The sequence below is a fragment of the Brevundimonas sp. CEF1 genome (assembly GCF_051353055.1).
GTDB lineage: Bacteria > Pseudomonadota > Alphaproteobacteria > Caulobacterales > Caulobacteraceae > Brevundimonas.
This window is the reverse complement of record NZ_CP195593.1, coordinates 3,433,478-3,457,785: the sequence shown is the minus strand read 5'-3', so window position 1 is coordinate 3,457,785 and position 24,308 is coordinate 3,433,478. Positions and strand designations below refer to the sequence as shown.

The following is a 24,308-nucleotide window of genomic DNA, read 5'->3' as shown; positions in this document are numbered from 1 at the left end:
GATGAGTGAAGCGACCGAGACCAAGCGCCCGCAGTGGATTCGTCAGGCCGTCGATTTCGGCGCCCTGATCGCCTTCATGGCCGCCTATTTCATCACCCGCGACATGATCAAGGCCACCTGGGTCCTGGTCATCGCCTCGGCCATCGCCCTGACGGTCGGCTTCGTGCTGGAGCGCCGGCTGGCCCCCATGCCCCTGATCACCGGCGGCTTCGCCCTGGTCTTCGGCGCCCTGACCATCCTCACCGACGACGACCTGTTCGTGAAGCTGAAGCTGACGGTGCAGAACGGCCTGCTGGCCGCCGTCCTGCTGGGGTCCATCCCGCTGAAGAAGTCGCCATTCAAGGCCCTGCTGGGTTCGGCCATCAAGGTCACGGATCAGGCCTGGCGCACACTGACCTTCCGCTATGGAATCTACTTCCTCTGCGTCGCCGTCGCCAACGAGGTCTTCCGCAGCCCCGCCGCCGTCACCGCCATCTGGTCGGCGCTGAACCTGGGAACGCCCGATCCCAACGGCGTCTGGACCGCCTTCCGCGGCGTCCTGTGGATCGCCGCCTCCATCTTCGGCCTGTGCCAGGTGCCGCTGATCATGAAGAACATGATCAAGGACGAAGACCCCGGCCCCATCTCGCCCGACACGGGACTTTAAGCCCCGTCATCCCGGCCAAGCCCGCCAGGGCGCCGAGCCGGGACCGCCACAGACGCAACCTTGGCCTGAGCGTGGCGTTCCTCTGCGGTCCCGGATAACGTCTGCGCCGTTTCCGGGATGACGAAGCCTAACGGCCTCAAGCAGCGCGAAGCGCGGTAGGTCCCGGAACAATGGCCTCAAGTAGCCCGTGAGGGCGGTAGGCCCCCTGATAAAATGTCTTCAAACCGTCAGGCTTATCGTCGTCAAAGCGTAAAGCGCGGCTGTTAGCTGTCACGCCATGTCCGGCCCTCTCCTCGCGGCCGGAACAGGGCCCAGACGGGAAACGAAGACGATGGTCAAGTCAGGCAAGCAGGCGAAGATCAAGGGCGGACTGGCGGACTCGCCCAGTCACCTGATGCACCGGGTGTTGCAGCTGTCGCTCGACATCTACGCCGAAGAGGCGGGCCCCGACGGCCTGACCCAGCGCCAGTTCGCGGTGCTGGAGGCGGTGTCGGTGCGCTCAGGGCTCACTCAGACCGATCTGGTCAAGGCCACCGGCATCGACCGTTCGACCCTGGCCGATCTGGTCGCCCGCATGACCGCCAAGGGCCTGCTGGAGCGCGAACGCTCGACCCTGGACGCCCGCGCCAAGGCCGTGCGCCTGTCCGAGGCCGGTCAGACGGCTCTGGCCGACGCCCGCCCCCGCGTCGAGGCCGCCGACAAGCGCATCCTGGCCCTGCTGCCCAAGGCCAGGCGCGAGGGCTTCCTCGACCTGCTGACCAGCCTGACCGAGGCCGCCGACGCCGCGCCGGAACAGGCCAGGGCCGAAGCCAAGGCGGCCAAGAAGGCGGCCAAGGACGCGCGCAAGGCCGAGAAGGCGGCGAAAAAGGCCCAGGACGGCGCCAAGCCGAAAAAGAAGAAGAAGGCTGTCGAACCGGCCGCCGATGCGGGCGCGATCGAGGCCGTGATCATCCCGCTGAAGGAAGCGGCGAAGGCCTAGACCCGGATGTCCAGCAGCGAGCCCGGCCGCTGATAACGCGCGGTGACGGAGGCTTCGGGCGTCGGCGCGGCGCGAACCGGCGTGTCCGCCCGCGTCTCGACCGGAGCGGCGGCGACGGGCGTCGGCGCGCTCATGCCCATGGCCGCGCGGAAGAAGGCGGACTGGGAGGTTCTCAGCGCATGGGCCGCGCCGCCTGCGGGAGGCGGGAAGGCCGGGCGTTCTGAAGGAATCGCGGACATGGGCCGACGATCCGCCCAAAGGCTCTAGATATGGTTAATGCGCGATTCACCCTGTTTCGCGCGGGCGGCCTTTAGCGAACCGGCGCCTTCAGGGCGTCCACCAGCTTCTGCAGGTCCGCGTCGGTCAGCACCGGTCCCGAGGACTTGGCGACGATGGTCCCATAGGCGTCCACGGCAAAGCTCTCCGGCACGCCCGAGACGCCCAGATCCAGCCCCGCCCGCCCCTCGCGGTCCACCAGCACCAGGGCGTAGGGATCGCCCAGTTCATCGAGGAAGGCGCGGGTGGCGACGGGGTCGTCCTTGTAGGCCACGCCGATGACATTGATGCCCTGGGCCTTCAGCTTCATCAGCTGGGGATGCTCCAGGCGGCACGGCGCGCACCAGCTGGCGAACAGGTTGACGATCATCGGCTTGCCGACGCCCGCCGTCTTCAGGTCCAGCCGTTGATTGGTCTCGACGTCGCCCTGCAGGATGGGCAGGACGGTCTCGGGGATGGGCTGGCCGACCAGGGCGTCGGGCTTGTATTCGCGCCCCTCGCCCGGCGCGCCGGACATCGTGTTCAGTTGCACCATCAGGAAGACGCCCAGCGCGGCCAGGGCCGCGATCGGGATCAGGGCGAACCAGCGGTTCATTTGCGGGCCTCTTCCAGACGGGCCAGTTCCCGTTTCCAGCGCCGGGCGGCCACCAGGGCGCGCAGAGAAATGGCGGCCAGGGCTGCCGCACTGATCGCCCAGGACGACCAGACGAAGACGCCATAGGGGCTCATGTCGAGATCCAGCATCGGCGGCTCCTCAGGCTTCTTGCGCGGCGCGGGCGCGCAGGGTCAGGACGCGGCGGCGGCGCACCTCGGTGCGGATCGAGGTCAGCCAGATGGCCCCGAACAGCATCCCATAGGCCGCCATCATGGTCAGCAGAGGCGCCAGATAGGCCGGGTCCAGACTGGTCCCACCCGCGCGCAGCAAGGACGCCGGCTGATGCAGGGTGTTCCACCAGTCGACCGAGAACTTGACGATGGGCAGGTTGATCAGACCGACCAGGCCCAGGACCGCGGCGGCGCGGCCGGCCTTCTGCTCGTCGTCGATCGAGGCGCGCAGGGCCATGTAGCCGAGGTAAAACAGGAAGAGCACCAGGACGCTGGTCAAACGCGCGTCCCACACCCACCAGGTCCCCCACATGGGCTGGCCCCACAAGGAGCCGGTGATCAGGGCCAGACCCGTCAGCACCGCGCCCGGCAGGGCGGCGGCGCGCGCGGCGGCGTCGGCCAGGGGATGGCGGAAGACCAGGGCGAAGAAACTGGAAACGCCCAGGGCCGCATAGGCGCCGAGGCCGAGCGTCGCGGCGGGGACATGGATGAACATGATCCGCACCGTATCGCCCTGCTGATAGTCGGCGGGCGCGGTGAAGCTGAGCCAGGTTCCGACCGCCAGCAGGACAAGCGCCAGCCCCCACAGCACCGGCGTGAGCGGGCGGGTGAAGCGCATGAAGCGGTCGGGATTGGCGAGGCCGAACATGGTCCGCCGATTACGCGGCGCGGCGGAGAACGGCAAGCCGCCCCGGTTGTCGCGATCCGCAAAACAGCGCCCCTCCTCCGTCATCCCCGGGCTTGTCCCGGGGATCCAGAAACTCAGGCGTGGTTGGCGGCCCACGACGAGACCTGAGTTGCAGGCGTCGTGCGTCTGGATTCTCGGCACAAGGCCGAGAATGACGATTGAACTGTATGATTTACAGCTTCAGCCCGTGCTCGGCGGCCAGGGCCTCCAGCTTGACCATCGGGCGCGGCCCCCAGTGGGCGATCACTTCCGAGGCGGCCAGCGAACCCAGGGCGCCGGCCTCGGCCAGCGACAGGCCGCGCGCCAGACCCAGCAGCACGCCGGCGGCGTACTGGTCGCCCGCCCCCGTGGTGTCGACCACCTTGTCGACCGGGAAGGCGGCGACCTCGACCCGCTCGTCGCCACGGAAGATGACCGAGCCCTTTTCACCGCGCGTCACGGCGGCGACCTCGACGATGCGGCCCAGGTGGGCGGCGGCGTGGTCGAAATCCTCGGTCTCGAACAGGGCGTGCAGTTCGCCTTCATTGGCCAGGACGATGTCGGCCGAGGCCTCGATGAAGGCCAGCAGCTCGGCGCGCCAGCGGTGGACGACGAAGCTGTCCGACAGGGTGATGGCGACCTTGCGGCCCGCAGCATGAGCGGCGGCGGCGGCGGCCTCGAAGGCGGCGCGGGCCGGGGCCGGGTCGAACAGATAGCCTTCCAGATAGACGATCTCGCTGGCGCCGATCAGCTCGGCGTCGATGTCGGCGGTCGTCAGCTGGTTGGCGGCGCCCAGGAAGGTGCACATGGTGCGCTGGGCGTCGGGCGTGACGTTGATCAGGCAGCGGCCGGTGCCGAAGCCGGCGCCCGCGCCGCCTTCCAGAACCGGGGTGTCGAAGTGGACGCCGGCGGCGCGGATGTCGTGGCTGAAGACCTCGCCAAGCGTGTCTTTCGCGACCTTGCCGATATAGGCGGCGCGTCCGCCGAACGAGCCCACGCCCGCCACGGTGTTGCCGGCCGACCCGCCCGAGGCCTCGACGCCCGCCGCCATGGCGTCATAGAGGGCCGCGCTCTGGGCCTCGTCCACCAGCTGCATCGAGCCGGGCGTCAGGCCCTGCGCCTCGAGGAAGGCGGGCTCGCACGGGCTCAGCACGTCGACGATGGCGTTGCCGACGGCGCAGACGTCGAAGCGGGCGGTGGAGATGGCGGTCTGGGTCATGTGCGCCCCATAGCGGGCCAGACGCCGCGACGCCAGCACCGGGCTTTTCGCCGCCGCCGAAAACAGCCTATGCAGTTCCCGTCCGAGGAGTACTCGCATGACCGACGTCGCCGTCCTGACCCCCGACCCCGCCGACCCCTCCTACGCCGGGCAATGGCCGGGCGTGCTGGACCGACTGGCGGCGGCCCTGGCCACGGCGGGGATCAAGGCCCGGCCGACGCCCTGGACCGATCATGTCGACAGCGCTCATGGCCTGATGGACTTTCCCCTGGTCCTGCCGCTGATCGTCTGGGGCTACCACCGCGACCACGAGGCCTGGATGCAGGCCTGCGCCACATGGGCCGAGGCGGGCGCCCCCCTGGCCAACCCCGCCGAGGTGCTGCGCTGGAACTCGGACAAGCGCTATCTCGCCCGGCTGGCGGAAAAGGGCGTGGCCATCCCGCCGACCATCTGGACCGACCACGCCAGCCCCGCCGTGGTCGAGGCCGCCTTCGCCGCCACCGGCGCCGAGCAGTTGATCGTCAAGCCGACCGTGTCCGGCGGCGCCTGGCGCACGCTCAAGGTCGCGGCTGGCGACCTGCTGGAAGACGTACTGGCCGACGCGCCGGTCGGCGGGGCCATGATCCAGCCCTTCCTGCCGACCATCGCCACGGCGGGCGAGACCTCGCTGCTCTTCTTCGGCGGCGAACTGAGCCACGTCGTCAACAAGCGCCCCGGCCATGCCGACGAGTTCCGCATCCAGGTCCAGTACGGCGGCCGGTATCAGCGGCTGGATCAGGCCCCCGAGGGCGCCCTCGCCCTGGCCGAGCGGACCCTGGCCGCCATCGACGAGCCGCTTCTCTACGCCCGCATAGACATGGTGCCCGACGCCGACGGCCAGTGGCTGCTGATGGAGGCCGAACTGATCGAGCCGGACTTCTACCTCGGCGCCGCGCCCGAGGCCGGCGCCCGCTTCGGCCGCGCCGTGGCGGACCGGCTGGGGCTGTAGTCAGTAGCCCTCCCCCTCGAGGGGGGAGGGTTGGGTGGGGGTGGAGGCAGGCCCCTGTCCACTGGAGTGCTGGAGATCGGCACTTCGTCTCATGCGCCCTATCGGCTATGTCGCGTTCCGCACCCCCATCCCCGGCCCTTCCCCCCTCGAGGGGGAAGGGAGACAGCAGGCGTGATGACGCGCCTACACTCGGCGCATAGGGGCGGCTTAAACCCCCACGAAGCTCGCCCGCGACGGACACAGGTCCGCAATAACGCAGGCCCCGCACTTGGGCCGCTGCGCCAGGCAGGTGTAGCGGCCATGCAGGATCAGCCAGTGGTGGGCCTTGGGCAGCCAGGCTTCGGGCACCACCTTGTGCAGCTGCGCCTCGACCTTGTCCGGGGTCGAACCATTGGCCAGCCCCAGCCGGTGCGAGACGCGGAACACATGGGTGTCCACCGCGATGGCCGGCTCGATTCCCAGTTCGTTCAGCACCACGCTGGCGGTCTTGCGCCCCACGCCCGGCAGGGCCTGCAGGTCGGCGCGGTTCAACGGCACCTCGCCGCCGTGCTGCTCGACCAGCATCCGGGCTGCGGCGATGACGTTCCGCGCCTTGGTGCGATAGAGGCCGATGGAGGCGATCAGCGGAATCAGCCCCTCCTCGCCCAGGGCCAGCATCTTCTGCGGCGTGTCGGCCACCGCGAACAGGGCCTTGGTCGCCTTGTTGACCCCCACGTCGGTCGCCTGGGCCGACAGGGCGACGGCCACGACCAATGTGTAGGGATTGACGAAGTCCAGCTCGGTCTTGGGGTCCGGCATGATCCCCGACAGGCGCACGAAGATGTCCTCGACCCGATCCTCGTCCGGCGGCCAGCCGATTATCGCCCCGACCGGCGCCTTCTTCGGCGCACGCGACCGCTTGCCCTTGGGCGGGCTGAGGGCGGCGCGGACAGCCTTGGACGGAGCGCGTGGACGAAGGGTCATCCCCTCGCTTCGCCTTCCCCGAGCGCGGCGTCAACCGGGCGGAATCGACACGGTGCGACGAAATCGCGCAGGCGCCTCTTGTATTTTGGACGCCCCTGTCCATTTTACGCGCCGAAATCGAAGCGAGCTGTCTCCCCATGGCCCTCCCCGCCACTCTGAAGAAACGCCTGCCCCTGATCGTCGGCGGCGTCGTCGGCCTCGCCCTGATCGCCGGAGGCGTGGTCTGGTGGCAAGGCAAGCAGCGCTGGGAGGCGACCGACAACGCCTTCGTCCAGGCTGACACCGTCCTGGTCAGCCCCCGCATCAGCGGCTCGGTCGTCGAGGTCCTGGTCAAGGACAACCAGCGCGTCGAGGCCGGTCAGGTCCTGGCCCGTCTGGACGACGCCGACGCCAAGGCCGCCCTGGCCCAGGCCCAGGCCAACCTGTCCGCCCTGACCGCCGCCGTGGCCAATGTCGACGCCCGCGCCGAACAGGAGCAGGCCAATATCGCCGCCCGCGCCGCCGCCGTGACCCAGGCCGACGCCCAGGCCAAACTGGCCCGCGCCGAGGTCGACCGCTACGGCAAGCTGGCCGCCGAGGGCTGGGTGTCGCAGCAGCGCATCGAGACCCAGCGCGCCACGGCCGAGACCGCCCGCGCCTCGGTCGCCCAGGCCCAGGCCGCCCTGACCGCCGAACAACGCACCGCCGCCGTCCTCGGCTCGACCCGCAGCCAGAGCGTCGCCGCCGTCGAACAGGCCCGCGCCCTGGTCGAGCAGGCCCAGCTGACCCTGGACCGCACCGTCATCCGCGCCCCCGTCGGCGGGGTCGTCGGCGCGCGCGGCGTCCGCGTCGGCCAGGTGGTTCAGGCCGGCGGACAGATGATGTCCATCGTCCCCCTGCAGGACACCTATGTGGTCGCCAACTTCAAGGAGACCCAGGTCGGCCGCATGCGCCTGGGCCAGGAGGTCGAGATCAAGGCCGACGCCTTCCCCGGCCAGGCCATCGTCGGCCGCATCGACAGCTTCGCCCCGGCCACCGGCTCGGAGTTCGCCCTGATCCCGGTCGAGAACGCCACCGGCAACTTCACCAAGATCACCCAGCGCGTCCCGGTCCGCATCGTCGTCGACCGCCGCGCCTCGGGCGAGCCCATCGCCCTGCGTCCCGGCCTGTCGGTCGAGGTCAAGGTGGACCTGAAGAGCCAGGGCGGCGCCGCCTTCGCCGACGCCCATCTGGGCCAGGTTGAAACCGCGTCCCTGGACACGGCCCGGTGACCGACGCCGCCGTTTCGGCGGGCGCTCCGGCCGAGGCGAGCGCCAAGCCGGAGATCAACTGGCCCGTCCTGCTGCTCGGCTTCGCCGGCATGGTCATCGGCCAGTTCATGGCCATTCTGGACATCCAGATCGTCGCCGCCTCCCTGCCCCAGATCCAGGCCGGGGTCGGCGCCTCGGCCGACGAGATCAGCTGGATCCAGACCGCCTATCTGATCCCCGAGGTCGTGATGATCCCCCTGTCGGGATATCTGTCGCGGCTGTGGGGCACGCAAAAGCTCTTCCTGGCCTCCTGCGTCGGCTTCCTGATCATGAGCGTGGCCGTCGGCCTGTCGTCGTCGGTCGAGATGATGATCTTCTTCCGCGCGCTGCAGGGCTTCCTCGGCGGGGCCATGATCCCGACCGTCTTCGCCGTGGCCTTCACCGCCTTCCCGCCCGAGAAGCGCGTCACCGCCAGCGTCATCATGGGCCTGATCGTCACCCTGGCCCCCACCGTCGGCCCGACCCTGGGCGGACACCTAACGGAATGGCTCAGCTGGCGCTGGCTCTTCTTCATCAACATCTTCCCCGGCGTGGTCGTCCTGTTTCTGGTCGGCCGCTACGCCCATTTCGACAAGGGCGACGCCAGCCTGGCCAAGGGCTTCGACTGGTGGGGCCTGGGCCTGATGGCCGCCTTCCTGATGAGCCTGCAATTCGTGCTGGAGGAAGGGGCCAAGAACGACTGGTTCGCCGACGACCACATCCTGCTGCTCAGCCTGGTCGCCGCCATCTGCGGCCCGGCCTTCATCTGGCGCTCGCTGGTCTATTACAACCCGATCGTCGAGCTGCGCGCCTTCGCCAACCGCAACTTCGTGGTCGGGGTCATCATGACCTTCATCGTCGGCGCGGCCCTGTTCGGCGGCACCTTCCTGCTGCCCCTCTTCCTCGGACGGGTGCGCGACTATTCGGCGGCCGAGGTCGGCACCACCATGGTCGTGTCGGGCCTGGCCATGTTCGCCACCGCCCCCTTCGCCGGGCGTCTGGTGCGGGCCGTCGATCCGCGCATCCTGATGTTCCTGGGCTTCATCCTGTGCGCCTGGGGCATGTGGGACGCGCGCCTGGTCACCGACCAGTGGGGCTTCTGGGAGTTCGCCGGGGTTCAGGCCGTGCGCGGCTGCGGCGTCATGATCGCCATGATCGCCTCCCAGCAGGTGACCATGTCCACCCTGCCGCCGCACATGGTCAAGAACGCCTCGGGGCTGGTGAACCTGTCGCGCAACGTCGGCGGCGCCTTCGGCCTGGCCATCCTCAATACGTCCCTGACCCAGAACTCGGCCCTGCACATGGTCGAGCTGACCTCGGCCATCAATCAGTCGGACACCGCCGTCAGGAACATGATCGCCGGCCTGGCCCAGCGCTTCTCGGGCTCGATCGACCCGCAGGCCTCGGCGATGAAGGCCTTCTACGGCATGCTGCAGAAGCAGGCGACGACCCTGGCCTTCGGCGACGCCTTCGCCCTCCTGGCCATCGCCTGCGCCTGCGCCGCCTTCGTCACCCTGCTGTCCAAGCCCGGCAAGGCCGACCCCTCGGCCGGTCCGTCCGAGGTCCACTGATGCCCCGCGCTCCCGGTCAGATCGACGAGCTCAAGAGCGCAGCCATCCTCCAGGCCGCCTCGGACCTGTTCGTGGAAAAGGGAGCGGGCGCCTCCATGACCGAGATCGCCCGGCGCGCGGGGGTGTCGAAACAGACCCTCTACAACCGCTTCCCCACCAAGACCGACATCGGCCGGGCCCTGGCGGCCCAGCGTTCGGACGCCGTCACCGCGCCCCTGCGGTCGGGCGCCGCGCCGGAAGAGGTCCTGACCGCCATCGCCGAGACCCTGATCAGCAAGATCTGCTGCGAGGGCAAGGGGGCCTCCCTGCGCGGCGTCGCCCTGATGTCGCCCGAGGCCCCGGAACTGGCCCGCGCCATCTATGACGCCGGGCCGGGCGAGAGCGTCCGCCGCATCGCCGCCTGGCTGACCGAACAGGACCGCCTCGGCCTGTTGTCTGTGCCCAACCCCGCCGCCGCCGCCGAGATGTTCGCCGGCATGGTCCTGGGCCACGGTCACCTGCGCGCGGTCCTGGGCCTGCCCCACCCCAGGGACGACGACGCCCCGGCGCGCGCCCGCGAGACGGCCCGCCGCTTCATCCGCGCCTTCGCCCCGAACTAGGCTGCGGTTTGGCCCTTTGGCCGGATCGGCGTAAAGGCCCGGCCAGCCCTGTCCTTGCGGAGTTCCCCCATGCTGATCCACCTGTCGTCCTGGCCCGAGATCGACGCGCGCCTGAAATCCGGCGCCGCCCTGTCCAAGACGGTCATCGTGCCGATCGGCTCGAACGAGCAACACGGCCCGACCGGCCTGCTGGGCACCGACTGGCTCTGCCCCGAAATCATCGCCCACGCCGCCGAGAAGGGCGACGAGCGGCTGATCATCGCCCCGACCTTCAACATCGGCATGGCCCAGCATCACCTGGCCTTCCCCGGCACCATCTCCCTGCGCCCCTCGACCTTCATGGCCGCCATCACCGACTGGGTCTCGTCCCTGGCCCGTCACGGCTTCGAGCGCATCTATTTCCTCAACGGCCACGGCGGCAACGTGGCCACCATCGAGGCGACCTTCGCCGAGATCTACGCCGAGTGGTCCTTCGTCGAGGAGCGTCCGCCCTTCGTGCTGAAGCTGCGCAACTGGTGGGACCTGCCCGGCGTGCACAGGCTGTGCGAGGAGATCTTCCCGGTCGGTCACGGCGCCCACGCCACCCCGTCCGAGATCGCCGTCACCCAGGCGGCCTATCCCGACCACATCAAGATCGCCGACTACAGCCCCAAGATCGCCCCCATGGGTCCGATCCGCGACGCCCTCGACTACCGCGCCCGCTTCCCCGACGGCCGCATCGGCTCGGACCCGGCCCAGGCCAGCCCCGAGACCGGCCAGCGCATCATCGACGCCTCCATCCCGGCGCTGATCCAGGACGTCTCGGCCTTCGCCGCCGAAGTCCTGCCCTGAAGCTGCCAGGAAACTGAAACCTGGACCTGTTCCCCTTGCCCGGCAGGCGGAACAGGCCCAGGCTCCCCTCATGAACCCCATTGCTCGCGCCGCCCGCACCGCCCGCGCCGGACAGGAGACCGCCGAGGCCTCGGCCCAGGTCATCGCCCGGCGCCTGGCCATCATGGGCGAGGCCCTGGCCGATCCCCTGCGCGCCGATCACGCCGAGCTGGGCCGCATGGGGACGGAAAAGGTCGAGGCCCTGACCGCCTCGGCCGGGGCCGTGGCGTCCGGCGCCCTCGATCTGGCCGATCAGGGCCGCCGCATCGCCGACCGCGAGAGCCTTGAGGCCTCGGCCCATCTGGCCCGCCTGGCCCGCGCCGACAGCCTGGCCGGCGCCGCCGCCCTGCAGACCGCCTGGGGCCTGGGCCTGTGGTCGCGGGCCGTCGCCGACAGCTGGACCATGGGCGATGCGATACTGAAGCTGCAGGCCCAGGCCCTGTCGCCCATCCACGCCGCCGCCGTCGCCAACGCCAAACGTCTCAAGCCCTGACGCCCGCCCGGCTCAAGCGCGCGTGATGGAACGCCGCCTCGTCCAGGGGTGTTGCTTGCTGTGACCCAGCAAGGAGCCTGACATGGCCGAAAAAGATCCCAAGACGCCCTACCCCGGCATGATGGGCGACGGCACCGAGGAACAGAACCTCAACCAGCCCGGCGATCCGTCCAAGCGCATCACCGAGGAAGAGGTTGACGAGGCCTTCACCAAGGACCCGAAGCTGGTCCCGAAGGAATAGCCGCTTCTCATGCCTCTTCGTCATCCTCGGGCTTGACCCGAGGATCGGCTGTTCCGCGCGCAACCGGCGTCAGAGCGAGCCAGGACAGTGGTCCATTCATCCGTCGAAGCAGAGCCGAAGGCTCGATCCTCGGGTCAAGCCCGAGGATGACGGCAGGGGATCGCCTCAGGCCGTCCTGATGATCCCGCCCCTGGCCTCGACCGGCCAGGGCGTCAGCTTGCCGCCCGCGCACGGCCCGCCGACGCAGGCGCCCGACAGCGGCTCGAACACCGCCCCGTGCCAGCCGCACATGATCAGCGAGCCGTCCGGGGTCAGATAGCGGTCCAGCTCCATGGCGATGGGGAAGCCCGCGTGCGGGCAGCGGTCGACCCAGCCGGCCACCTCGCCGTCCTTCTTGACCACGAAGCCGTGGAAGAAGGCTTCGCCAATCTGCAGCACGAAGCCGCGCGAACCGGGATCATTGAGGTCGGCCTCGGCGCACAGGGGCACATTCGGCGGCGTCTTCCAGACGCGCTTGCGCTCTTCGGCAACCGGCTCGTCCGTCATCCCCACACCCGCTATTCGCGTTCGGGCTTGAGCGGCCGGGTCAGCAGGGCCTCGATGGCGGCGTCCACCGTGGTCTCGCCCGCCAGGACGGCGGCGACGGCTTCGCAGATCGGGGTCTCGACGCCCAGCTTGCGGGTCAGTTCGCGCACGGCGGGCGCGCTCTCATAACCTTCGGCCACCGAGCGCTTGCCGGCCAGGGCCTGTTCGACGCTCATGCCCTGCCCCAGGGCCAGGCCCAGGCTCATGTTGCGCGACTGCGGGCTGGAGCAGGTCAGCACCAGATCGCCCAGGCCGCACAGGCCCGCCACCGTCTCGGCCTTGCCGCCCAGGGCCTGGGCCACGCGGACGATCTCGGCGAAACCGCGCGTGATGACGGCGGCGTGGGCGCTGCGGCCCAGTTCGCGGCCCTCGACGATGCCGCAGGCGATGGCCAGGACGTTCTTCAAGGCCCCGCCCGTCTCGGCCCCGATCAGATCGTCGGCCAAGTAGGGTCGGAAGACCGGCCCCGACAGAGCCGTGGCCAGGGCGACCGCCATATCCTCGTCCTCACAGGCGATGGTCACGGCGCTGGGCAGGCCGCGCGCCACCTCGGCGGCGAAGCTGGGTCCCGACAGGACGGCGGGGGTGGCCGAGGGAATGGTCTCGGCCAGGACCTCGGTCATCAGCTTCAGCGAGCCGCGCTCAATGCCCTTGGCGCACAGGACGATAGGCAGGCCCGGTCGGGCGTAGGGGGCGAAGGCCTGAAGCGTCGCCCGCATGTGCTGGGCCGGCGGCACCGCCAGGATCAGATCGCAGTCGGCCAGATCGGCCAAGCTTGAGGTCACGTTGATGGCCGAGTCCAGCTCGATCCCCGGCAGGAAGGCGTCGTTCATCCGCCGTGTGCGGATGCTCTCGATCACCTCGGGCTCGCGCGCCTGCAGGACGACCGCCAGGCCCGCCGCCGCCGCGCTCTGGGCCAGGGCCGTGCCCCAGGCGCCGCCGCCAATTACGCCTGCCGTGTGAAATTCCATGTCTTCTCCGGTCCCCCGACCACCGCCCGAACCCAAGGCCCTCAAGCCTTGGCGCCCTTGCGGCCCGTTTTCTTGTGCACAGGATCGGCGTTCGCGCGCGCCTCGTCCAGAGGCCATCGCGGCCGTGCGGCGACATCGATGTCGGACGTCAGCCCTTTTTCCAGCCGTTCCGCCCCCGCCAGGGCGATCATGGCCGCATTGTCGGTGCAATAGACCAGCGGCGGCGCCAGGAAGCTGAAGCCGTGCTTCGTCGCCAGATCCTCCAGCGTGCGCCGGATGGTCTTGTTGGCGGCGACGCCCCCGGCGACGACGAAATGCAAAGAATCATGCGCCTCGGCATAGGCCGTCATGGCCCGCTCGGTCCGCTCGGCCAGCTGGCGCGCAATCGCCTTCTGCACGGCGTCGGCCAGATCGGCCCTGTCCTGATCGCTCACGCAGGTCTGGGCCAGCCGCGAGGCCGCCGTCTTCAGGCCCGAGAAGGAGAAGTCGCAGTCCTTGCGCCCCAGCAGCGCCCGCGGCAGGTCGAAGCGCGACCCGTCGCCCTTCTCGGCCAGCCTCTCCAGCGCCGGCCCGCCCGGATAGCCCAGCCCCATGGCCTTGGCGATCTTGTCGAAGGCCTCGCCCGCCGCGTCGTCGATGGTGGTGCCCAGCCGGCTCATGTCGCCGATGCCGCGCACCTCCAGAAGCTGGCAGTGCCCGCCCGAGACCAGCAGCAGCAGGAAGGGATAGGTCGTCTCCGCCCCCAGCCGCGCCGACACCGCATGGCCCTCCAGATGGTTGACCGCGATCAGCGGCAGGTCGCGCGCCAGGGCCACGGCCTTGCCGTAGCTCAGACCCACCATGACCCCGCCGACCAGTCCCGGACCGGCCGTCGCCGCCACCCCGTCCAGGGCGGCGTAGTCGATCCCGGCCTCGCGCATGGCCCGGCGCGCCACCCCGTCGATCATCTCGACATGGCTGCGGGCGGCGATTTCCGGCACCACCCCGCCAAAGGCCGCGTGCTCGTCGATCTGACTGTGAATGACGCTGGACAGGACCTCGGCCCCGCTCGCCGACAGGCGCACCACCGAGGCGGCGGTCTCGTCGCAGCTGGTCTCCAGACCCAGAACCGTCAGCACGCGGCCTTCGGCCTCATCCGCGCCAAGGCTCGGCTTGGTTGCCCCCGTCGTCCCGCTGCTATAGTCCGCGCCAGTGTTCATCGGGTCGAGGTAGCGGCCCGGTTCCCCTTTCGCAACGGCTGCGCGACCCCATGACCCCGCTTCTTCGCATCGGCACCCGCCGCTCCAAGCTGGCCCTGGCCCAGTCCGGCATGATGCAGCGCGCCATCGGCCGCGCGCTCGGCGTGGCCGAGGCCGACATCGAAACCCTGGTCCCTCTGGTCGAGATCGTCACCACCGGCGACCGGATTCAGGACCGCCGCCTGCTGGAAGTCGGCGGCAAGGCCCTCTTCACCAAGGAGATCGAGGAGGCCCTGCTCGACGGCCGCGTCGACGTCGCCATCCACTCGATGAAGGACGTCCCCGCCGAACAGCCCGAAGGCCTGGCCATCGCCGCCGTCCCGATGCGTGAAGACGCCCGCGACGGCTTCATCAGCGAGCATTTCGCCAACTTCGCCGAACTGCCGCACGCAGCCCGTCTCGGCACCGCCTCGCTGCGGCGTCAGGCCCAGGCCCTGGCCCTGCGCCCCGACCTGCAGATCGAGATGCTGCGCGGCAATGTCGACACCCGGCTGAAGCGGCTGAAAGACGGCGACTTCGACGCCATCCTCCTCGCCTGCTCGGGCCTGAACCGTCTCGGCTTCTCGGACGTGATCCGCGAGCGCCTGTCGCTCGACGACTTCCTGCCCGCGCCGGGCCAGGGCGCCCTGGCCATCCAGACCCGCGTGGACGACGCCTCCGCCGACTGGACGCGGGTCCTCAACCACGACCTGACCGCGCTTTGCGTCGCCGCCGAGCGCGGGGCCATGACCGCGCTGGAAGGCTCGTGCCGCACCGCCATCGGCGCCTACGCCCTGATCGAAGGCGACGTGCTGCGCCTGACCACGGAAATGCTCAGCCCCGACGGCTCGGCCCGCTGGCGACGCGTCGGCGAAATCTCGGGCGTTTCGGCCACGACCGCCCTCGACCATGCCCGCAGCCTGGGCCTTCGCCTCGGCGGCGAGGTCCAGGCCGAGGCCGGCGACCAGAAGATCGTCCTCTAGGTCATGCGGCCGATCCGCCGCGTCTGGATCACCCGCGCCCAGCCCGGGGCTGCGCGCAGCGCCGCCCGGTTGACGGCGCTGGGCTACGAGCCGATCGTCGCCCCCCTGCTGACCCTCCGCGCCCTGCCCGACGCCCTGACCCCGGCGCCAGACTTCGCCACGGTCGCCGCCCTGGCCTTCACCAGCCCCAACGGCGTCGCCGCCTTCGCCGCCCTGACGCCCGACCTGCGCGACCGCCCCGTCTTCGCTGTCGGCGACGCCACCGCCGAGGCCGCCCGCGACGCCGGCTTCACCGACGCCCGCTCCGCCGCCGGCGACATCCACGCCCTCGCCCGCCTCATCGCCGCCACGCCCGTCGACGGCCTGATCCTCGCCCCCGGCGCCCGCGAGCCCGCCGGCGACCTGCCCGCCCTCCTGCCGGCGCACATCATCCAGCGCCTGCCCGTCTACGCCGCCGAGGAAACCGACGTCGCCCCGCCCGCCGATTTCGACGCCGTCCTCCTCCACTCCCCCCGCGCCGCCCGCGCCCTGGCTGCGGCCCTGACGCCCGACGCCGCTCGTGACCGGCTCGCCGTCTGCATCTCCCCCGCCGCCGCCGCCCCGCTTTCCGCCTCCAGCTTCACCAAAATCCGCATCGCCGACGCCCCGGATGAAACATCCCTGCTGACAGCGCTTGGCAAGTCCGTCGGAGCCGTATAAAGACCCCACCTCGCGCGGCTCTCCGACACATGTCCGAGCCGCCGACCGGAGCCGCTTTAGCTCAGCCGGTAGAGCACATCATTCGTAATGATGGGGTCAGGTGTTCGAGTCACCTAAGCGGCACCACCTTTTCCCGCGCAGGGAAACCCCAAGAAAATCAACGCCTTCTCAAGGTCGCCCTCAGAGGTTGTGTAGCAGTTTCGGCCGCTAGAGGTGTAGCAGTTCTGCGCAAGCAGCCGTCATCGCCAGCCCGGTCGAATCACGCAAAAAAGAAGGCGGCCCGTTCGGACCGCCCCCGCCTTCTAGGCATTCAGCTTATTGTTAAGCGCGGATCGACGCCAGGATAGGCGAACCAGCCGTTTCAAGGCGCTGCATCAACGGCACCGAGAAACCCTGCGGCCTAACGTCCAGGCCAGCGGCCGATAGACGATCTCGAAAAGCACGGGCACGCTCAACCTGCTCACGGAATGCAGCGTCCTTCTCATCGAACGAGGCAAGCGCTTGCTTCACTTCGGCTTCCATGGGGGCTCCTGTCAGTTCGCGGTGTGGCGGCTATAGACGTAGAATGGGACGCCTAGCCGGTTAAGATACTCTGAAAGGCCGTCACTGTAACGCCGCACGGCCTCTTGAAGTTCCTTATCCTCCCCGAAGTCGTCGATTTCGAGGCGGACAACGTCCTTTAGAGTCTGCATCCCTATGAACCGGCCATGGGAATGCCAGTGCGTGTTGTCAGACAGCAACATGGCGATCTCTTCCGCGCGCTGGACCTTCTGGTCCTGAGTCACGGGAGCACCGATGTTATGAGTTCTGTGGGCTGCCCAATCTTTAAACTTAAACTTGGTGAGCCACTGTTTGAGTAATGTTTTCGAAAGGTCGCGCGCCTGCTCATAGAATCGGAGCATCGCCAAGTCCTGCTTCTCGAACAAGACATACTCGGCCGGACTAAGCTCGTTGTCCTTAGACTTTTGAACTAGCTCGGCCACCTTATCTAGGTAACCAAGAGCCGGGACCAGATATTTACCATCGCGATCCGGGACTTGAGGGTCGATAGGCCCCAGAGAAGAAGAGTAGTCCATGTATATCTTGTCGCCAGACATACAGAATATGGTGCCCGCCGACATCGCCATATTCGGAACGATAAAATACACCGTGTCGTAGTGGTGGCGAATGAGCTCAACGAGCTTCTCAACAACTTCAGCCTGACCACCAGGAGTCGTCAGACAGACGCCAAGCGCCGCACGCTTGTTGGGGCGGCTGGCAAGCTCTTCCACCACGCCCCTGAAGAGAGGGACAATGCCGAAACGGAGCTCGCCGAAGCTATGCAGAACATCGCAGTCGAGCGCCTGTTCTATTTTCGCTTCCGCGTCTTCCACCACCTCGAATGTGATCTTGTCCAAAATCGGTAGATTGGTCGCCATCGTGCCCCCCGGTCGAATCGGCATATCCCACACGAAGCTGACAGGTGTCAAAACGCCGATCTCTGAGCTGATCGAGCGGTGAAGCAAAAAAAGCAGGGCAGCGCCCGGCTACCCCAGCGATTTCAAAGCCTCATAGACAGTGGATCGGGCTATGCTGAGGTGCTGAGATATTTTCATGGGCTTCATCCCCTCCGCATGGAGACGCTGGATGGCGGCTCTATCCACCGTGATAGGGCGACCTTTATAGCGCCCCTCGGCCTTCGCCTTAGCAATCCCCTCCATCTGGCGCTCACGGCGTAGGCTCGTCTCGAACTCCGCGAACGCCCCCAGCATGGTCAGGAACAGGCGGCCCGTGGCGGCCGTGGTGTCGAACTCCCCTTGCTGGAGGGCGCGGAAGCTAACCCCCTTGGCGGTGAGGACGGCGACCACCTCACTCAGGTCCGTGACGGAACGGGCCAGACGGTCGATGCGGGTAACAACGAACGTGTCGCCCTCCCGCACATACTCCAGTGCACGCCGCAGTTCCTCACGGCCCTCCTGGGTGGTTCCTGACCTCTTCTCGGCAAACACCTTGCCGCACCCCGCCTCGACCAAGGCGGCCTCCTGCACCTCCAGGGACTGCCCCACGGACGACACGCGGGCGTAACCGACGACGGCCATCAGAAGACCTCCACGAAGTGGAGTGAGGCAGGTGCGGTGATCGGGGCAGGCATGGAGGCGTCCGGAAAGGTCTAGGATGAAGCCGGAACTATCGTCCGATAATTGTCAGGTCAACCCGCTTCGGACAGCTTGGGCCCGTCCGCCGTGGGTATACCCATCCCGGACACCAGCGGAGGGGCTGCGAGGGCCGAAACGGCTCTGACGCAATCAAACGACGCTTGCCGACAGCTTCGCCCCTTCCACGCTCTCAAACAGGGTGCCTATGGGGGAAGGAGCCTGCGCTCCCAGACACATATGACCCCACAGATGAGTGACCCTAAACCCATCAGACATGGGGCCAGCACACGTCCATCCCCTAAATGTCCCTCCACACCCCTCGCCCGTTCCTGAGGATATCCTTAGGGGACCCTTAGGGAATCCTGAGGAGGCGTCGTTCCTCCGCTCCTAGGGTGGTTCCTATTTCAGGGGGCCAATGTCGGGCAGCCTTACCGCCTCCACCACCGCCCTACACTGCTCAAGCGACGGACCCGCCGAGTAGACACCCAACGTCATGCCGCCCCGCCCTTCCTTATGTCCCAGGACGGCTGAGATGACGTGCGGTGGTTGGCCTGCTTGTTCGGCCTTGGTGGCGAACCACCGTCGGAAGGAGTGGAAGTCAGCGTCCGACTGACGGCGTCCGTCCTGGCGCGCGTCGAGGCCGAGGTCACGACGGTAGGCCGTGAACCATTCCGCGACCTTGTAGCCCCGCCGCTCCGGCCGACTGGCGGGAGCTGTCAGCTCCTCCAGCAGGTAGGCGTCGGCCGCTTTGCCCTCAACGCGTCGGGCGACTAGGGCGGTCAGGTCGGGGTGGATCGGGACCGACCGCTCCCCGGCGGTGGTCTTGCTCCTGATGACGACAAAGACGCCCCCCTCGGTATCGCGAACCCTCAGATTTCCGATCTCGGCCTGACGCATCCCCGTCAGGGCAGCGAGAAGCATCATGTCCCTCAGCGTGGCCTTGGCGGGTCCTAACAGCAGCGCCTTGATCTCGGGGTCTGTAAACGCTCGCTTCTTAGCGTTGGCGCTCCGATCCACCTCCTTTCGAGACAACCCTACCCAAGGGTTTGCGTCCACGACGTGGCGCTTCTTCATCCACGTCCAATAGGCGGACAGCGCAGAGATATAGGAGTTTAGCGTTTTAACAGTCCGACCCTCGGCGGCGCTGTCCGCGAACTGATCTGCGACCCGACCCGTCACCGATTGGATGTTGTCTGCGTGGCGGTTGGCGGCGAGCCAATCAGTCAGGGCCTTCGTCGCGGCCCGCGTCCGCGCCGCATAGCTCGCCTTCACGCCCTCTTGGGCCATGTAGCGGTCCAGTTCCTCCGCAATGGGGACTGCGGTCCCCCTCACCTTCCCGACCAGCGCCAGAGCGGCCCGCTCCCTGTCAGGGTCGTATCGAGGACCGGACACGCCATCGTCGTCATTCACGGGCTCGCCCGCCAGCTCCTCCACCGTGGCGTCCCATGCCGCCTCCAGGTCCTCGGGGATGACATAACGCCCCGACTGTTGGGGATCGGGAACGCGGCGCTCCATCCACCATGCCTCAGCCTTCCGCTGTTCGGCCGTGGGGTCGCCCTTGGCGTCCTTGCGGGTCCCGTCGGGGTTCCGGCGGGCGGCCTCTATCTGTTCCCGCATCCGTCCCACCTCGACGACCGCACGGGCGCGAGCGACGGCGAGGTCCTCCGTGCCAAGCGACTGCCAGAGTTCGGTCTTGCCCAGAACCTCGCGGGCTCCTTGAGGGACCTTCACGCGGACGTAGTAGAAGCGTGAGCCCCCGCGTTTGATTGGGCTCGGGACGCTGATGGGCCTTCCGGCAGGGGGCTTTGCCATGGGCGGTGGTGTAGCAGTTTCGCCCTCAGAGGTGTAGCAGTTTTGATGGCAAGATCCTGAAAACACCGAGTTTATTGACTTTCAGCTCCATCAAGAAACGCGTCACCTAAGCGGCACCACCGTCCTTCCAGACATTGATAATGCAGGAAAGCCCGGCCCTGGTCGTCGGTCCGGCCTGCGGCGTGCGCGACAGGATTCCGCTCCACTTTTCGGTCATCACTTGAACGTATAAGCATATCTTTATATGTCTGTCGGCCTCACCGTCTTGCAGGAGCCTGCCTTGGCCCGTTCGTCGTTTCTGTTCACCTCCGAGAGCGTCTCGGAAGGCCACCCCGACAAGGTCGCGGACCAGATCTCCGACTCCATCGTCGATCTGTTCCTGTCCAAGGACCCCGAGGCCCGCGTGGCGTGCGAGACCCTGACGACGACCAACCTGGTGGTTCTGGCCGGCGAGATCCGCGGCAAAGGCATCATGGATGTCGAGGGCAACTGGGCTCCCGGCGTCGAGCAGGAGATCGAGGACACGGTGCGCGGCGTGGTGCGCGACATCGGCTATGAGCAAGACGGCTTCCACTGGAAGACCTTCCGCTTCAAGAACAACCTGCACCCGCAGTCGGCCCACATCGCCCAGGGCGTCGACGCCGGCGAGGACAAGGACGAGGGCGCCGGCGACCAGGGCATCATGTTCGGCTACGCCTCGAACGAGACGCCGGAGCTGATGCCGGCCACCCTGCAATACAGCCACAACATCCTGAAGGCCCTGGCCGAGGCCCGCCATTCGGGTCAGGAGCCGGGCCTGGAGCCCGACGCCAAGAGCCAGGTCACTCTGTTTTATCAGGACGGCCGCCCGGTGCGCGCCACCTCGATCGTCGTCTCGACCCAGCACAAGGACGGCCTGAGCCAGGATCAGGTCGCGGCCATCGTCAAACCCTATGTCGAGAAGGTGCTGCCCGCCGGCTTCATCACCAACGAGACCGAGTGGCACATCAACCCGACCGGCACCTTCGTCATCGGCGGGCCTGACGGCGACGCCGGCGTGACCGGCCGCAAGATCATCGTCGACACCTACGGCGGCGCGGCCCCGCACGGCGGCGGCGCCTTCTCGGGCAAGGACCCGACCAAGGTCGACCGTTCGGCCGCCTACGCCTGCCGCTACCTGGCCAAGAACGTGGTCGCCGCCGGCCTGGCCGACCGCTGCACCATCCAGATCTCCTACGCTATCGGCGTGTCCAAGCCCCTGTCGGTCCACGTCGACCTGCACGGCACGGGCAAGATCGACGAGGCGGTGCTGGAGGCCGAACTGCCCAAGCTGATCGGCGGTGCCTCGCCGCGCGCCATCCGTGAACACCTGGGCCTGAACAAGCCCATCTATCGTCGCAGCGCCGCCTACGGCCACTTCGGCCGCACGCCCGACGCCGACGGCGGCTTCAGCTGGGAAAAGACCGATCTGGTCGACCAGCTCAAGGCCCTCGTCTGAGGCCTGTGATCGCCTGATCCAGTGAAGGGCGTCGCGGCTTCGGCCGCGGCGCCTTTTTCACATCCAGCGCCCACGACACAATCATGCCCTTGCATCGGGGGGCGTCTGGTCCTTTAAGCGCGCCAGATACGCCTCCCCGCGTCCCGAAAGGATTTTTCGACCCATGACCTCGCCCGCCCCCAAGAAAGTCGTCCTCGCCTATTCGGGCGGGCTGGACACGTCGATCATCCTGAAGTGGCTGCAGGAGGAATACGGCGCGGAGGTCATCACCTTCACCGCCGACCTGGGCCAGGGCGAAGAACTGGCCCCCGCCAAGGAAAAGGCGCTGAAGCTGGGCATCAAGCCCGAGAACATCTTCATCGACGACCTGCGCGAAGAGTTCGTGCGCGACTTCGTCTTCCCCATGTTCCGCGCCAACGCCCTCTATGAAGGCCAGTATCTGCTCGGCACCTCGATCGCCCGTCCGCTGATCGCCAAGCGCCAGATCGAGATCGCCCGCCAGCTGGGCGCCGACGCCGTCTGTCACGGCGCCACCGGCAAGGGCAACGACCAGGTTCGCTTCGAGCTGGGCTACTACGCCCTCAACCCCGACATCCACGTCATCGCCCCCTGGCGCGAGTGGGAGTTCCGTTCGCGCGAGGCCCTGCTGGACTTCGCCGAGAAGCACCAGATCCCGATCTCCAAGGACAAGCGCGGCGAGGCCCCCTTCTCGGTCGACGCCAACCTTCTGCACTCCTCGTCCGAGGGCAAGGTGCTGGAAGACCCCGCCGTCGAGGCCCCCGAGTTCGTCCACCAGCGCACCATCTCGCCGGAAGCCGCCCCGGATGTGGCCACGGTCATCGAGATCGGCTTCGAAAAGGGCGACGCCGTCTCGATCAACGGCGAGGCCATGTCGCCCGCCACCATCCTGACCGCCCTGAACCAGTACGGCCACGACAACGGCATCGGCCGTCTGGACCTGGTCGAGAACCGCTTCGTCGGCATGAAGTCGCGCGGCGTCTATGAGACCCCCGGCGGCACCATCCTGCTGGCCGCCCACCGCGGCATCGAGTCCATCACCCTGGACCGCGGCGCCATGCACCTGAAGGACGAACTGGCGGTCAAGTACGCCCACCTCGTCTACAACGGCTTCTGGTTCTCGCCCGAGCGCGAGATGCTGCAGGCCGCCGTCGACAAGAGCCAGGAGAAGGTTTCCGGCACAGTGCGGGTCAAGCTCTACAAGGGCAACGCCACGGTCATCGGCCGCGAGAGCCCCTACAGCCTCTACGACCAGGACCTGGTGACCTTCGAGGAAGGCGTCCAGGCCTATGACCACAAGGACGCCGCCGGCTTCATCAAGCTGAACGCCCTGCGCCTGCGCGTTCTGGCCAAGCGCGACGCCCGCACCCGGGACTAGGACGCCGAAAGACTAGGGCCGGGCGATCCTCAGGATCGCCCGGCTGCGGTCGTCCGTGACCCAGATCGAGCCGTCGGCGGCGACGGCCATGACCACCGGCGAGCCGCGCGGCTGTCGCCCCGCCTCCCGATCCCAGCCCGGCGTCAATACCTTGCCCTTCACGCTCGGCGCCCCCGCCGGATAGGCCAGCGACCCGCGCGGATAGATGGCGTAACGCCCGCCCACGTCGGTCAGGGGCACGCCTTGCGCATCCGTCTCCACCGCCACGATGCGGCCCGCCGTGCGGCGGAAGCCGTGCCAGGTCATCAGCAGACGGCCGCGCAGCTCCGGGAACATCGCCCCGTCGTAATAGATCATGTCCAGCGGCGCCGCGTGCGGCGGCAACAGGGCGACAGGCCGCTCCCGCTCGCCGCACCGCGCCTGACGCGCGGACCAGCCAGGCAAGGGCGTCTGCAGATCGACGCAATAGGGCCAGCCGTAGTGCCCGCCCTGTCGCAGCACATTGACCTCGTCGAACGGATGCTCCGCCGTCGGCAGGTCCACCGAGTTTTCCGCCTGCAGCACCGTCCCCGACGCATGACGCACCAGGGCGATGGAGTTCCTCAGACCGCTGGCGAAGACCGTGCTGTCCTCAGCCCAGCGTCCGTTCCCCAGATAGGCGTGTCGGCGCACCTGGGCGGTGGCGGCGTCCTCGACGCAGGCCCCGCGTGCATCCGCCTTCACCTTGCCCGCCGCGTCCAAACAGCGGTCGCTGGGCGCCCCGACATTGACCAGCAGGTCGCCGTCGCCGTCGAAGACGAAGCTCGACAGCGGATGGCGATTGTCGTGCAGCCGGTTGTCCGGCAGGTCGCCGATCACGGTGCGCACGCTGGCCGCCGGGTCCGCCGCCTCCGGGTCCAGGGTCAGAATCCGGTTCATCTCGGACACATAGATCCGCCCGTCCGGCCCGCGCGCCACCGTGTGCGGCATGGACAGGCCGCCCGCCAGCCGCCGCCAGCGCGCCGCGCCGTCCGCCGCGAAGGACAGCCGCCAGATCGCGCCCCTGCCCGCCTCCCAGCCGCCCAGGTCGGTCACCAGCCAGTCGCCGTCCGCCATCGGCATCAGACCGCGCGGCATGCGCGGGCCGTCGGCGCCCGTTCCCTGCCAGACCAGGCCCAGACAGAGGTCCGGCGCCATCCGCACCGTCGTCGCCGGCCGCCCGCCGCACTCGCCCGACGTGACATAGGTTCGGGCCTGGTTTTTGGCCTGTGCATGAGCCTGGGCCTCGCCCCCGCTCGCCAGAAGCCCGAGCGCCGCGCCCATACAGAAAGGAACCAGGCCGAAAAGAAGATGAGATCGTTTCATGGCCCCATGCTGGCGCTTGCCCTCGGCCTCTGACAAGGCCAACCTTGCCGCGATCGTCGATCAAGGCGATCGATACAGTCCTGC

General features: G+C 68.3%; 27 protein-coding genes and 1 tRNA gene. 14 read left to right on the top strand and 14 right to left on the bottom strand.

Annotated features, from left to right (window positions below; translation table 11 throughout):
- Nucleotide 1: 1 nt before the first annotated feature.
- Together ACR9FL_RS17315 and ACR9FL_RS17310 are read left to right on the top strand one after the other, a co-directional pair.
- Nucleotides 2-646 carry an inner membrane-spanning protein YciB gene (locus tag ACR9FL_RS17315; RefSeq protein ID WP_296175308.1) on the top strand — a complete coding sequence of 215 codons (645 nt, stop codon included), beginning with the start codon at nucleotides 2-4 and terminating at the stop codon, nucleotides 644-646.
- Nucleotides 647-977: 331 nt separating this feature from the next.
- The gene (locus ACR9FL_RS17310; protein WP_436356528.1) at nucleotides 978-1,625 is read left to right on the top strand and encodes a MarR family winged helix-turn-helix transcriptional regulator; all 648 of its coding nucleotides are present in this window, start codon (nucleotides 978-980) and stop codon (nucleotides 1,623-1,625) included.
- Here ACR9FL_RS17310 and ACR9FL_RS17305 read toward each other — a convergent pair.
- The 5 genes from ACR9FL_RS17305 to ACR9FL_RS17285 all read right to left on the bottom strand — a co-directional run bounded on the left by ACR9FL_RS17305 (nucleotide 1,622) and on the right by ACR9FL_RS17285 (nucleotide 4,612).
- Nucleotides 1,622-1,864, bottom strand: coding sequence for a hypothetical protein (locus ACR9FL_RS17305; RefSeq protein ID WP_436356527.1), 243 nt, complete (start codon nucleotides 1,862-1,864; stop codon nucleotides 1,622-1,624). The genes ACR9FL_RS17310 and ACR9FL_RS17305 overlap by 4 nt on opposite strands.
- Before the next feature lie 71 nt (nucleotides 1,865-1,935).
- Complete coding sequence (locus tag ACR9FL_RS17300) at nucleotides 1,936-2,496, bottom strand: DsbE family thiol:disulfide interchange protein (protein ID WP_436356526.1); 561 nt, start codon at nucleotides 2,494-2,496, stop codon at nucleotides 1,936-1,938.
- Entirely contained in the window at nucleotides 2,493-2,645 is a 153-nt protein-coding gene (gene ccmD, locus ACR9FL_RS17295; RefSeq protein WP_436356525.1) for a heme exporter protein CcmD, read from the bottom strand. Before ccmD ends, ACR9FL_RS17300 begins: the two co-directional genes overlap by 4 nt.
- A 10-nt stretch (nucleotides 2,646-2,655) precedes the next feature.
- The gene (locus tag ACR9FL_RS17290) at nucleotides 2,656-3,375 is read right to left on the bottom strand and encodes a heme ABC transporter permease (protein ID WP_296178668.1); all 720 of its coding nucleotides are present in this window, start codon (nucleotides 3,373-3,375) and stop codon (nucleotides 2,656-2,658) included.
- Nucleotides 3,376-3,586: 211 nt separating this feature from the next.
- Nucleotides 3,587-4,612: an adenosine kinase gene (locus ACR9FL_RS17285; RefSeq protein WP_436358178.1), complete on the bottom strand. Its 1,026-nt coding sequence runs from the start codon at nucleotides 4,610-4,612 to the stop codon at nucleotides 3,587-3,589.
- 97 nt (nucleotides 4,613-4,709) lie between these two features.
- On the opposite strand from ACR9FL_RS17285, the gene ACR9FL_RS17280 reads away from it, so the two are divergent.
- Nucleotides 4,710-5,600, top strand: coding sequence for an ATP-grasp domain-containing protein (locus ACR9FL_RS17280; RefSeq protein WP_297932975.1), 891 nt, complete (start codon nucleotides 4,710-4,712; stop codon nucleotides 5,598-5,600).
- Nucleotides 5,601-5,807: 207 nt separating this feature from the next.
- On the opposite strand, the gene nth is transcribed toward ACR9FL_RS17280, so the two are convergent.
- On the bottom strand, nucleotides 5,808-6,563 hold the full coding sequence (nth, locus tag ACR9FL_RS17275; RefSeq protein WP_296178035.1) for an endonuclease III: 756 nt from the start codon (nucleotides 6,561-6,563) through the stop codon (nucleotides 5,808-5,810).
- 137 nt (nucleotides 6,564-6,700) lie between these two features.
- On the opposite strand from nth, the gene ACR9FL_RS17270 reads away from it, so the two are divergent.
- The 6 genes from ACR9FL_RS17270 (at nucleotide 6,701) to ACR9FL_RS17245 (ending at nucleotide 11,605) form a co-directional block, all read left to right on the top strand.
- Nucleotides 6,701-7,813, top strand: coding sequence for an HlyD family secretion protein (locus ACR9FL_RS17270; RefSeq protein WP_296178037.1), 1,113 nt, complete (start codon nucleotides 6,701-6,703; stop codon nucleotides 7,811-7,813).
- Nucleotides 7,810-9,402 (top strand): DHA2 family efflux MFS transporter permease subunit, encoded by a 1,593-nt coding sequence (locus tag ACR9FL_RS17265; RefSeq protein WP_436356524.1) that lies wholly within the window; start codon nucleotides 7,810-7,812, stop codon nucleotides 9,400-9,402. The genes ACR9FL_RS17270 and ACR9FL_RS17265 overlap by 4 nt, the downstream gene beginning before the upstream one ends.
- Nucleotides 9,402-10,001: a TetR/AcrR family transcriptional regulator gene (locus ACR9FL_RS17260; RefSeq protein ID WP_436356523.1), complete on the top strand. Its 600-nt coding sequence runs from the start codon at nucleotides 9,402-9,404 to the stop codon at nucleotides 9,999-10,001. The genes ACR9FL_RS17265 and ACR9FL_RS17260 overlap by 1 nt, the downstream gene beginning before the upstream one ends.
- Before the next feature lie 69 nt (nucleotides 10,002-10,070).
- Nucleotides 10,071-10,832, top strand: coding sequence for a creatininase family protein (locus ACR9FL_RS17255; protein WP_436356522.1), 762 nt, complete (start codon nucleotides 10,071-10,073; stop codon nucleotides 10,830-10,832).
- 70 nt (nucleotides 10,833-10,902) lie between these two features.
- Nucleotides 10,903-11,364 (top strand): phasin family protein, encoded by a 462-nt coding sequence (locus ACR9FL_RS17250; protein ID WP_436356521.1) that lies wholly within the window; start codon nucleotides 10,903-10,905, stop codon nucleotides 11,362-11,364.
- An 82-nt stretch (nucleotides 11,365-11,446) separates the two neighbouring features.
- A complete protein-coding gene (locus ACR9FL_RS17245; RefSeq protein WP_200168678.1) occupies nucleotides 11,447-11,605 on the top strand; it encodes a hypothetical protein in 159 nt (52 codons plus the stop codon).
- 165 nt (nucleotides 11,606-11,770) lie between these two features.
- Here the strand turns inward: ACR9FL_RS17245 and ACR9FL_RS17240 are convergent, their stop codons facing one another.
- Genes ACR9FL_RS17240 through tsaD form a run of 3 tightly spaced genes read right to left on the bottom strand, consistent with a single transcriptional unit; the run spans nucleotide 11,771 to nucleotide 14,360 of the window.
- A complete protein-coding gene (locus ACR9FL_RS17240) occupies nucleotides 11,771-12,151 on the bottom strand; it encodes a Rieske (2Fe-2S) protein (protein ID WP_296178043.1) in 381 nt (126 codons plus the stop codon).
- Between the two features lie 11 nt (nucleotides 12,152-12,162).
- Nucleotides 12,163-13,161, bottom strand: a complete 999-nt coding sequence (locus tag ACR9FL_RS17235) for an NAD(P)H-dependent glycerol-3-phosphate dehydrogenase (protein WP_296178045.1) — start codon at nucleotides 13,159-13,161, stop codon at nucleotides 12,163-12,165.
- A gap of 41 nt (nucleotides 13,162-13,202) precedes the next feature.
- Nucleotides 13,203-14,360: a tRNA (adenosine(37)-N6)-threonylcarbamoyltransferase complex transferase subunit TsaD gene (gene tsaD, locus ACR9FL_RS17230; protein ID WP_436356520.1), complete on the bottom strand. Its 1,158-nt coding sequence runs from the start codon at nucleotides 14,358-14,360 to the stop codon at nucleotides 13,203-13,205.
- A gap of 50 nt (nucleotides 14,361-14,410) precedes the next feature.
- Between tsaD and hemC the strand changes: the two genes are divergently transcribed.
- The 3 genes from hemC to ACR9FL_RS17215 all read left to right on the top strand — a co-directional run bounded on the left by hemC (nucleotide 14,411) and on the right by ACR9FL_RS17215 (nucleotide 16,186).
- Complete coding sequence (hemC, locus tag ACR9FL_RS17225) at nucleotides 14,411-15,361, top strand: hydroxymethylbilane synthase (RefSeq protein ID WP_436356519.1); 951 nt, start codon at nucleotides 14,411-14,413, stop codon at nucleotides 15,359-15,361.
- 3 nt (nucleotides 15,362-15,364) lie between these two features.
- On the top strand, nucleotides 15,365-16,060 hold the full coding sequence (locus tag ACR9FL_RS17220; RefSeq protein ID WP_436356518.1) for a uroporphyrinogen-III synthase: 696 nt from the start codon (nucleotides 15,365-15,367) through the stop codon (nucleotides 16,058-16,060).
- Nucleotides 16,061-16,110: 50 nt separating this feature from the next.
- Nucleotides 16,111-16,186: transfer RNA gene (locus tag ACR9FL_RS17215), tRNA-Thr, on the top strand.
- A gap of 195 nt (nucleotides 16,187-16,381) precedes the next feature.
- Here the strand turns inward: ACR9FL_RS17215 and ACR9FL_RS17210 are convergent.
- The 4 genes from ACR9FL_RS17210 to ACR9FL_RS17195 form a co-directional block, all read right to left on the bottom strand.
- Nucleotides 16,382-16,582 (bottom strand): hypothetical protein, encoded by a 201-nt coding sequence (locus ACR9FL_RS17210; protein WP_436356517.1) that lies wholly within the window; start codon nucleotides 16,580-16,582, stop codon nucleotides 16,382-16,384.
- Between the two features lie 11 nt (nucleotides 16,583-16,593).
- Nucleotides 16,594-17,478 carry an SDH family Clp fold serine proteinase gene (locus ACR9FL_RS17205; RefSeq protein WP_436356516.1) on the bottom strand — a complete coding sequence of 295 codons (885 nt, stop codon included), beginning with the start codon at nucleotides 17,476-17,478 and terminating at the stop codon, nucleotides 16,594-16,596.
- Between the two features lie 108 nt (nucleotides 17,479-17,586).
- On the bottom strand, nucleotides 17,587-18,138 hold the full coding sequence (locus ACR9FL_RS17200) for a recombinase family protein (protein ID WP_436356515.1): 552 nt from the start codon (nucleotides 18,136-18,138) through the stop codon (nucleotides 17,587-17,589).
- A 456-nt stretch (nucleotides 18,139-18,594) separates the two neighbouring features.
- Nucleotides 18,595-20,007 carry a DUF6538 domain-containing protein gene (locus ACR9FL_RS17195; RefSeq protein WP_436356514.1) on the bottom strand — a complete coding sequence of 471 codons (1,413 nt, stop codon included), beginning with the start codon at nucleotides 20,005-20,007 and terminating at the stop codon, nucleotides 18,595-18,597.
- A gap of 280 nt (nucleotides 20,008-20,287) precedes the next feature.
- On the opposite strand from ACR9FL_RS17195, the gene metK reads away from it, so the two are divergent.
- Entirely contained in the window at nucleotides 20,288-21,484 is a 1,197-nt protein-coding gene (gene metK, locus ACR9FL_RS17190) for a methionine adenosyltransferase (protein WP_436356513.1), read from the top strand.
- A 163-nt stretch (nucleotides 21,485-21,647) separates the two neighbouring features.
- Nucleotides 21,648-22,880: an argininosuccinate synthase gene (locus tag ACR9FL_RS17185; RefSeq protein WP_436356512.1), complete on the top strand. Its 1,233-nt coding sequence runs from the start codon at nucleotides 21,648-21,650 to the stop codon at nucleotides 22,878-22,880.
- Between the two features lie 12 nt (nucleotides 22,881-22,892).
- Here the strand turns inward: ACR9FL_RS17185 and ACR9FL_RS17180 are convergent, their stop codons facing one another.
- Entirely contained in the window at nucleotides 22,893-24,224 is a 1,332-nt protein-coding gene (locus tag ACR9FL_RS17180; RefSeq protein WP_436356511.1) for a PQQ-dependent sugar dehydrogenase, read from the bottom strand.
- Nucleotides 24,225-24,308: the final 84 nt, after the last annotated feature.

What these genes read in the sequence shown, in the direction of transcription:
- ccmD (WP_436356525.1), bottom strand. Translation starts at nt 2,645, where the DNA reads ATGCTGGATCTCGACATGAGCCCCTATGGCGTCTTCGTCTGGTCGTCC.
- ACR9FL_RS17180 (WP_436356511.1), bottom strand. Translation starts at nt 24,224, where the DNA reads ATGAAACGATCTCATCTTCTTTTCGGCCTGGTTCCTTTCTGTATGGGC.
- ACR9FL_RS17285 (WP_436358178.1), bottom strand. Translation starts at nt 4,612, where the DNA reads ATGACCCAGACCGCCATCTCCACCGCCCGCTTCGACGTCTGCGCCGTC.
- ACR9FL_RS17290 (WP_296178668.1), bottom strand. Translation starts at nt 3,375, where the DNA reads ATGTTCGGCCTCGCCAATCCCGACCGCTTCATGCGCTTCACCCGCCCG.
- nth (WP_296178035.1), bottom strand. Translation starts at nt 6,563, where the DNA reads ATGACCCTTCGTCCACGCGCTCCGTCCAAGGCTGTCCGCGCCGCCCTC.
- ACR9FL_RS17280 (WP_297932975.1), top strand. Translation starts at nt 4,710, where the DNA reads ATGACCGACGTCGCCGTCCTGACCCCCGACCCCGCCGACCCCTCCTAC.
- ACR9FL_RS17250 (WP_436356521.1), top strand. Translation starts at nt 10,903, where the DNA reads ATGAACCCCATTGCTCGCGCCGCCCGCACCGCCCGCGCCGGACAGGAG.
- ACR9FL_RS17245 (WP_200168678.1), top strand. Translation starts at nt 11,447, where the DNA reads ATGGCCGAAAAAGATCCCAAGACGCCCTACCCCGGCATGATGGGCGAC.
- ACR9FL_RS17200 (WP_436356515.1), bottom strand. Translation starts at nt 18,138, where the DNA reads ATGGCCGTCGTCGGTTACGCCCGCGTGTCGTCCGTGGGGCAGTCCCTG.
- ACR9FL_RS17235 (WP_296178045.1), bottom strand. Translation starts at nt 13,161, where the DNA reads ATGGAATTTCACACGGCAGGCGTAATTGGCGGCGGCGCCTGGGGCACG.
- ACR9FL_RS17270 (WP_296178037.1), top strand. Translation starts at nt 6,701, where the DNA reads ATGGCCCTCCCCGCCACTCTGAAGAAACGCCTGCCCCTGATCGTCGGC.
- ACR9FL_RS17195 (WP_436356514.1), bottom strand. Translation starts at nt 20,007, where the DNA reads ATGGCAAAGCCCCCTGCCGGAAGGCCCATCAGCGTCCCGAGCCCAATC.
- ACR9FL_RS17305 (WP_436356527.1), bottom strand. Translation starts at nt 1,864, where the DNA reads ATGTCCGCGATTCCTTCAGAACGCCCGGCCTTCCCGCCTCCCGCAGGC.
- ACR9FL_RS17220 (WP_436356518.1), top strand. Translation starts at nt 15,365, where the DNA reads ATGCGGCCGATCCGCCGCGTCTGGATCACCCGCGCCCAGCCCGGGGCT.
- ACR9FL_RS17315 (WP_296175308.1), top strand. Translation starts at nt 2, where the DNA reads ATGAGTGAAGCGACCGAGACCAAGCGCCCGCAGTGGATTCGTCAGGCC.
- tsaD (WP_436356520.1), bottom strand. Translation starts at nt 14,360, where the DNA reads ATGAACACTGGCGCGGACTATAGCAGCGGGACGACGGGGGCAACCAAG.
- ACR9FL_RS17210 (WP_436356517.1), bottom strand. Translation starts at nt 16,582, where the DNA reads ATGGAAGCCGAAGTGAAGCAAGCGCTTGCCTCGTTCGATGAGAAGGAC.
- ACR9FL_RS17205 (WP_436356516.1), bottom strand. Translation starts at nt 17,478, where the DNA reads ATGGCGACCAATCTACCGATTTTGGACAAGATCACATTCGAGGTGGTG.
- ACR9FL_RS17185 (WP_436356512.1), top strand. Translation starts at nt 21,648, where the DNA reads ATGACCTCGCCCGCCCCCAAGAAAGTCGTCCTCGCCTATTCGGGCGGG.
- ACR9FL_RS17310 (WP_436356528.1), top strand. Translation starts at nt 978, where the DNA reads ATGGTCAAGTCAGGCAAGCAGGCGAAGATCAAGGGCGGACTGGCGGAC.
- ACR9FL_RS17260 (WP_436356523.1), top strand. Translation starts at nt 9,402, where the DNA reads ATGCCCCGCGCTCCCGGTCAGATCGACGAGCTCAAGAGCGCAGCCATC.
- ACR9FL_RS17300 (WP_436356526.1), bottom strand. Translation starts at nt 2,496, where the DNA reads ATGAACCGCTGGTTCGCCCTGATCCCGATCGCGGCCCTGGCCGCGCTG.
- ACR9FL_RS17240 (WP_296178043.1), bottom strand. Translation starts at nt 12,151, where the DNA reads ATGACGGACGAGCCGGTTGCCGAAGAGCGCAAGCGCGTCTGGAAGACG.
- ACR9FL_RS17255 (WP_436356522.1), top strand. Translation starts at nt 10,071, where the DNA reads ATGCTGATCCACCTGTCGTCCTGGCCCGAGATCGACGCGCGCCTGAAA.
- hemC (WP_436356519.1), top strand. Translation starts at nt 14,411, where the DNA reads ATGACCCCGCTTCTTCGCATCGGCACCCGCCGCTCCAAGCTGGCCCTG.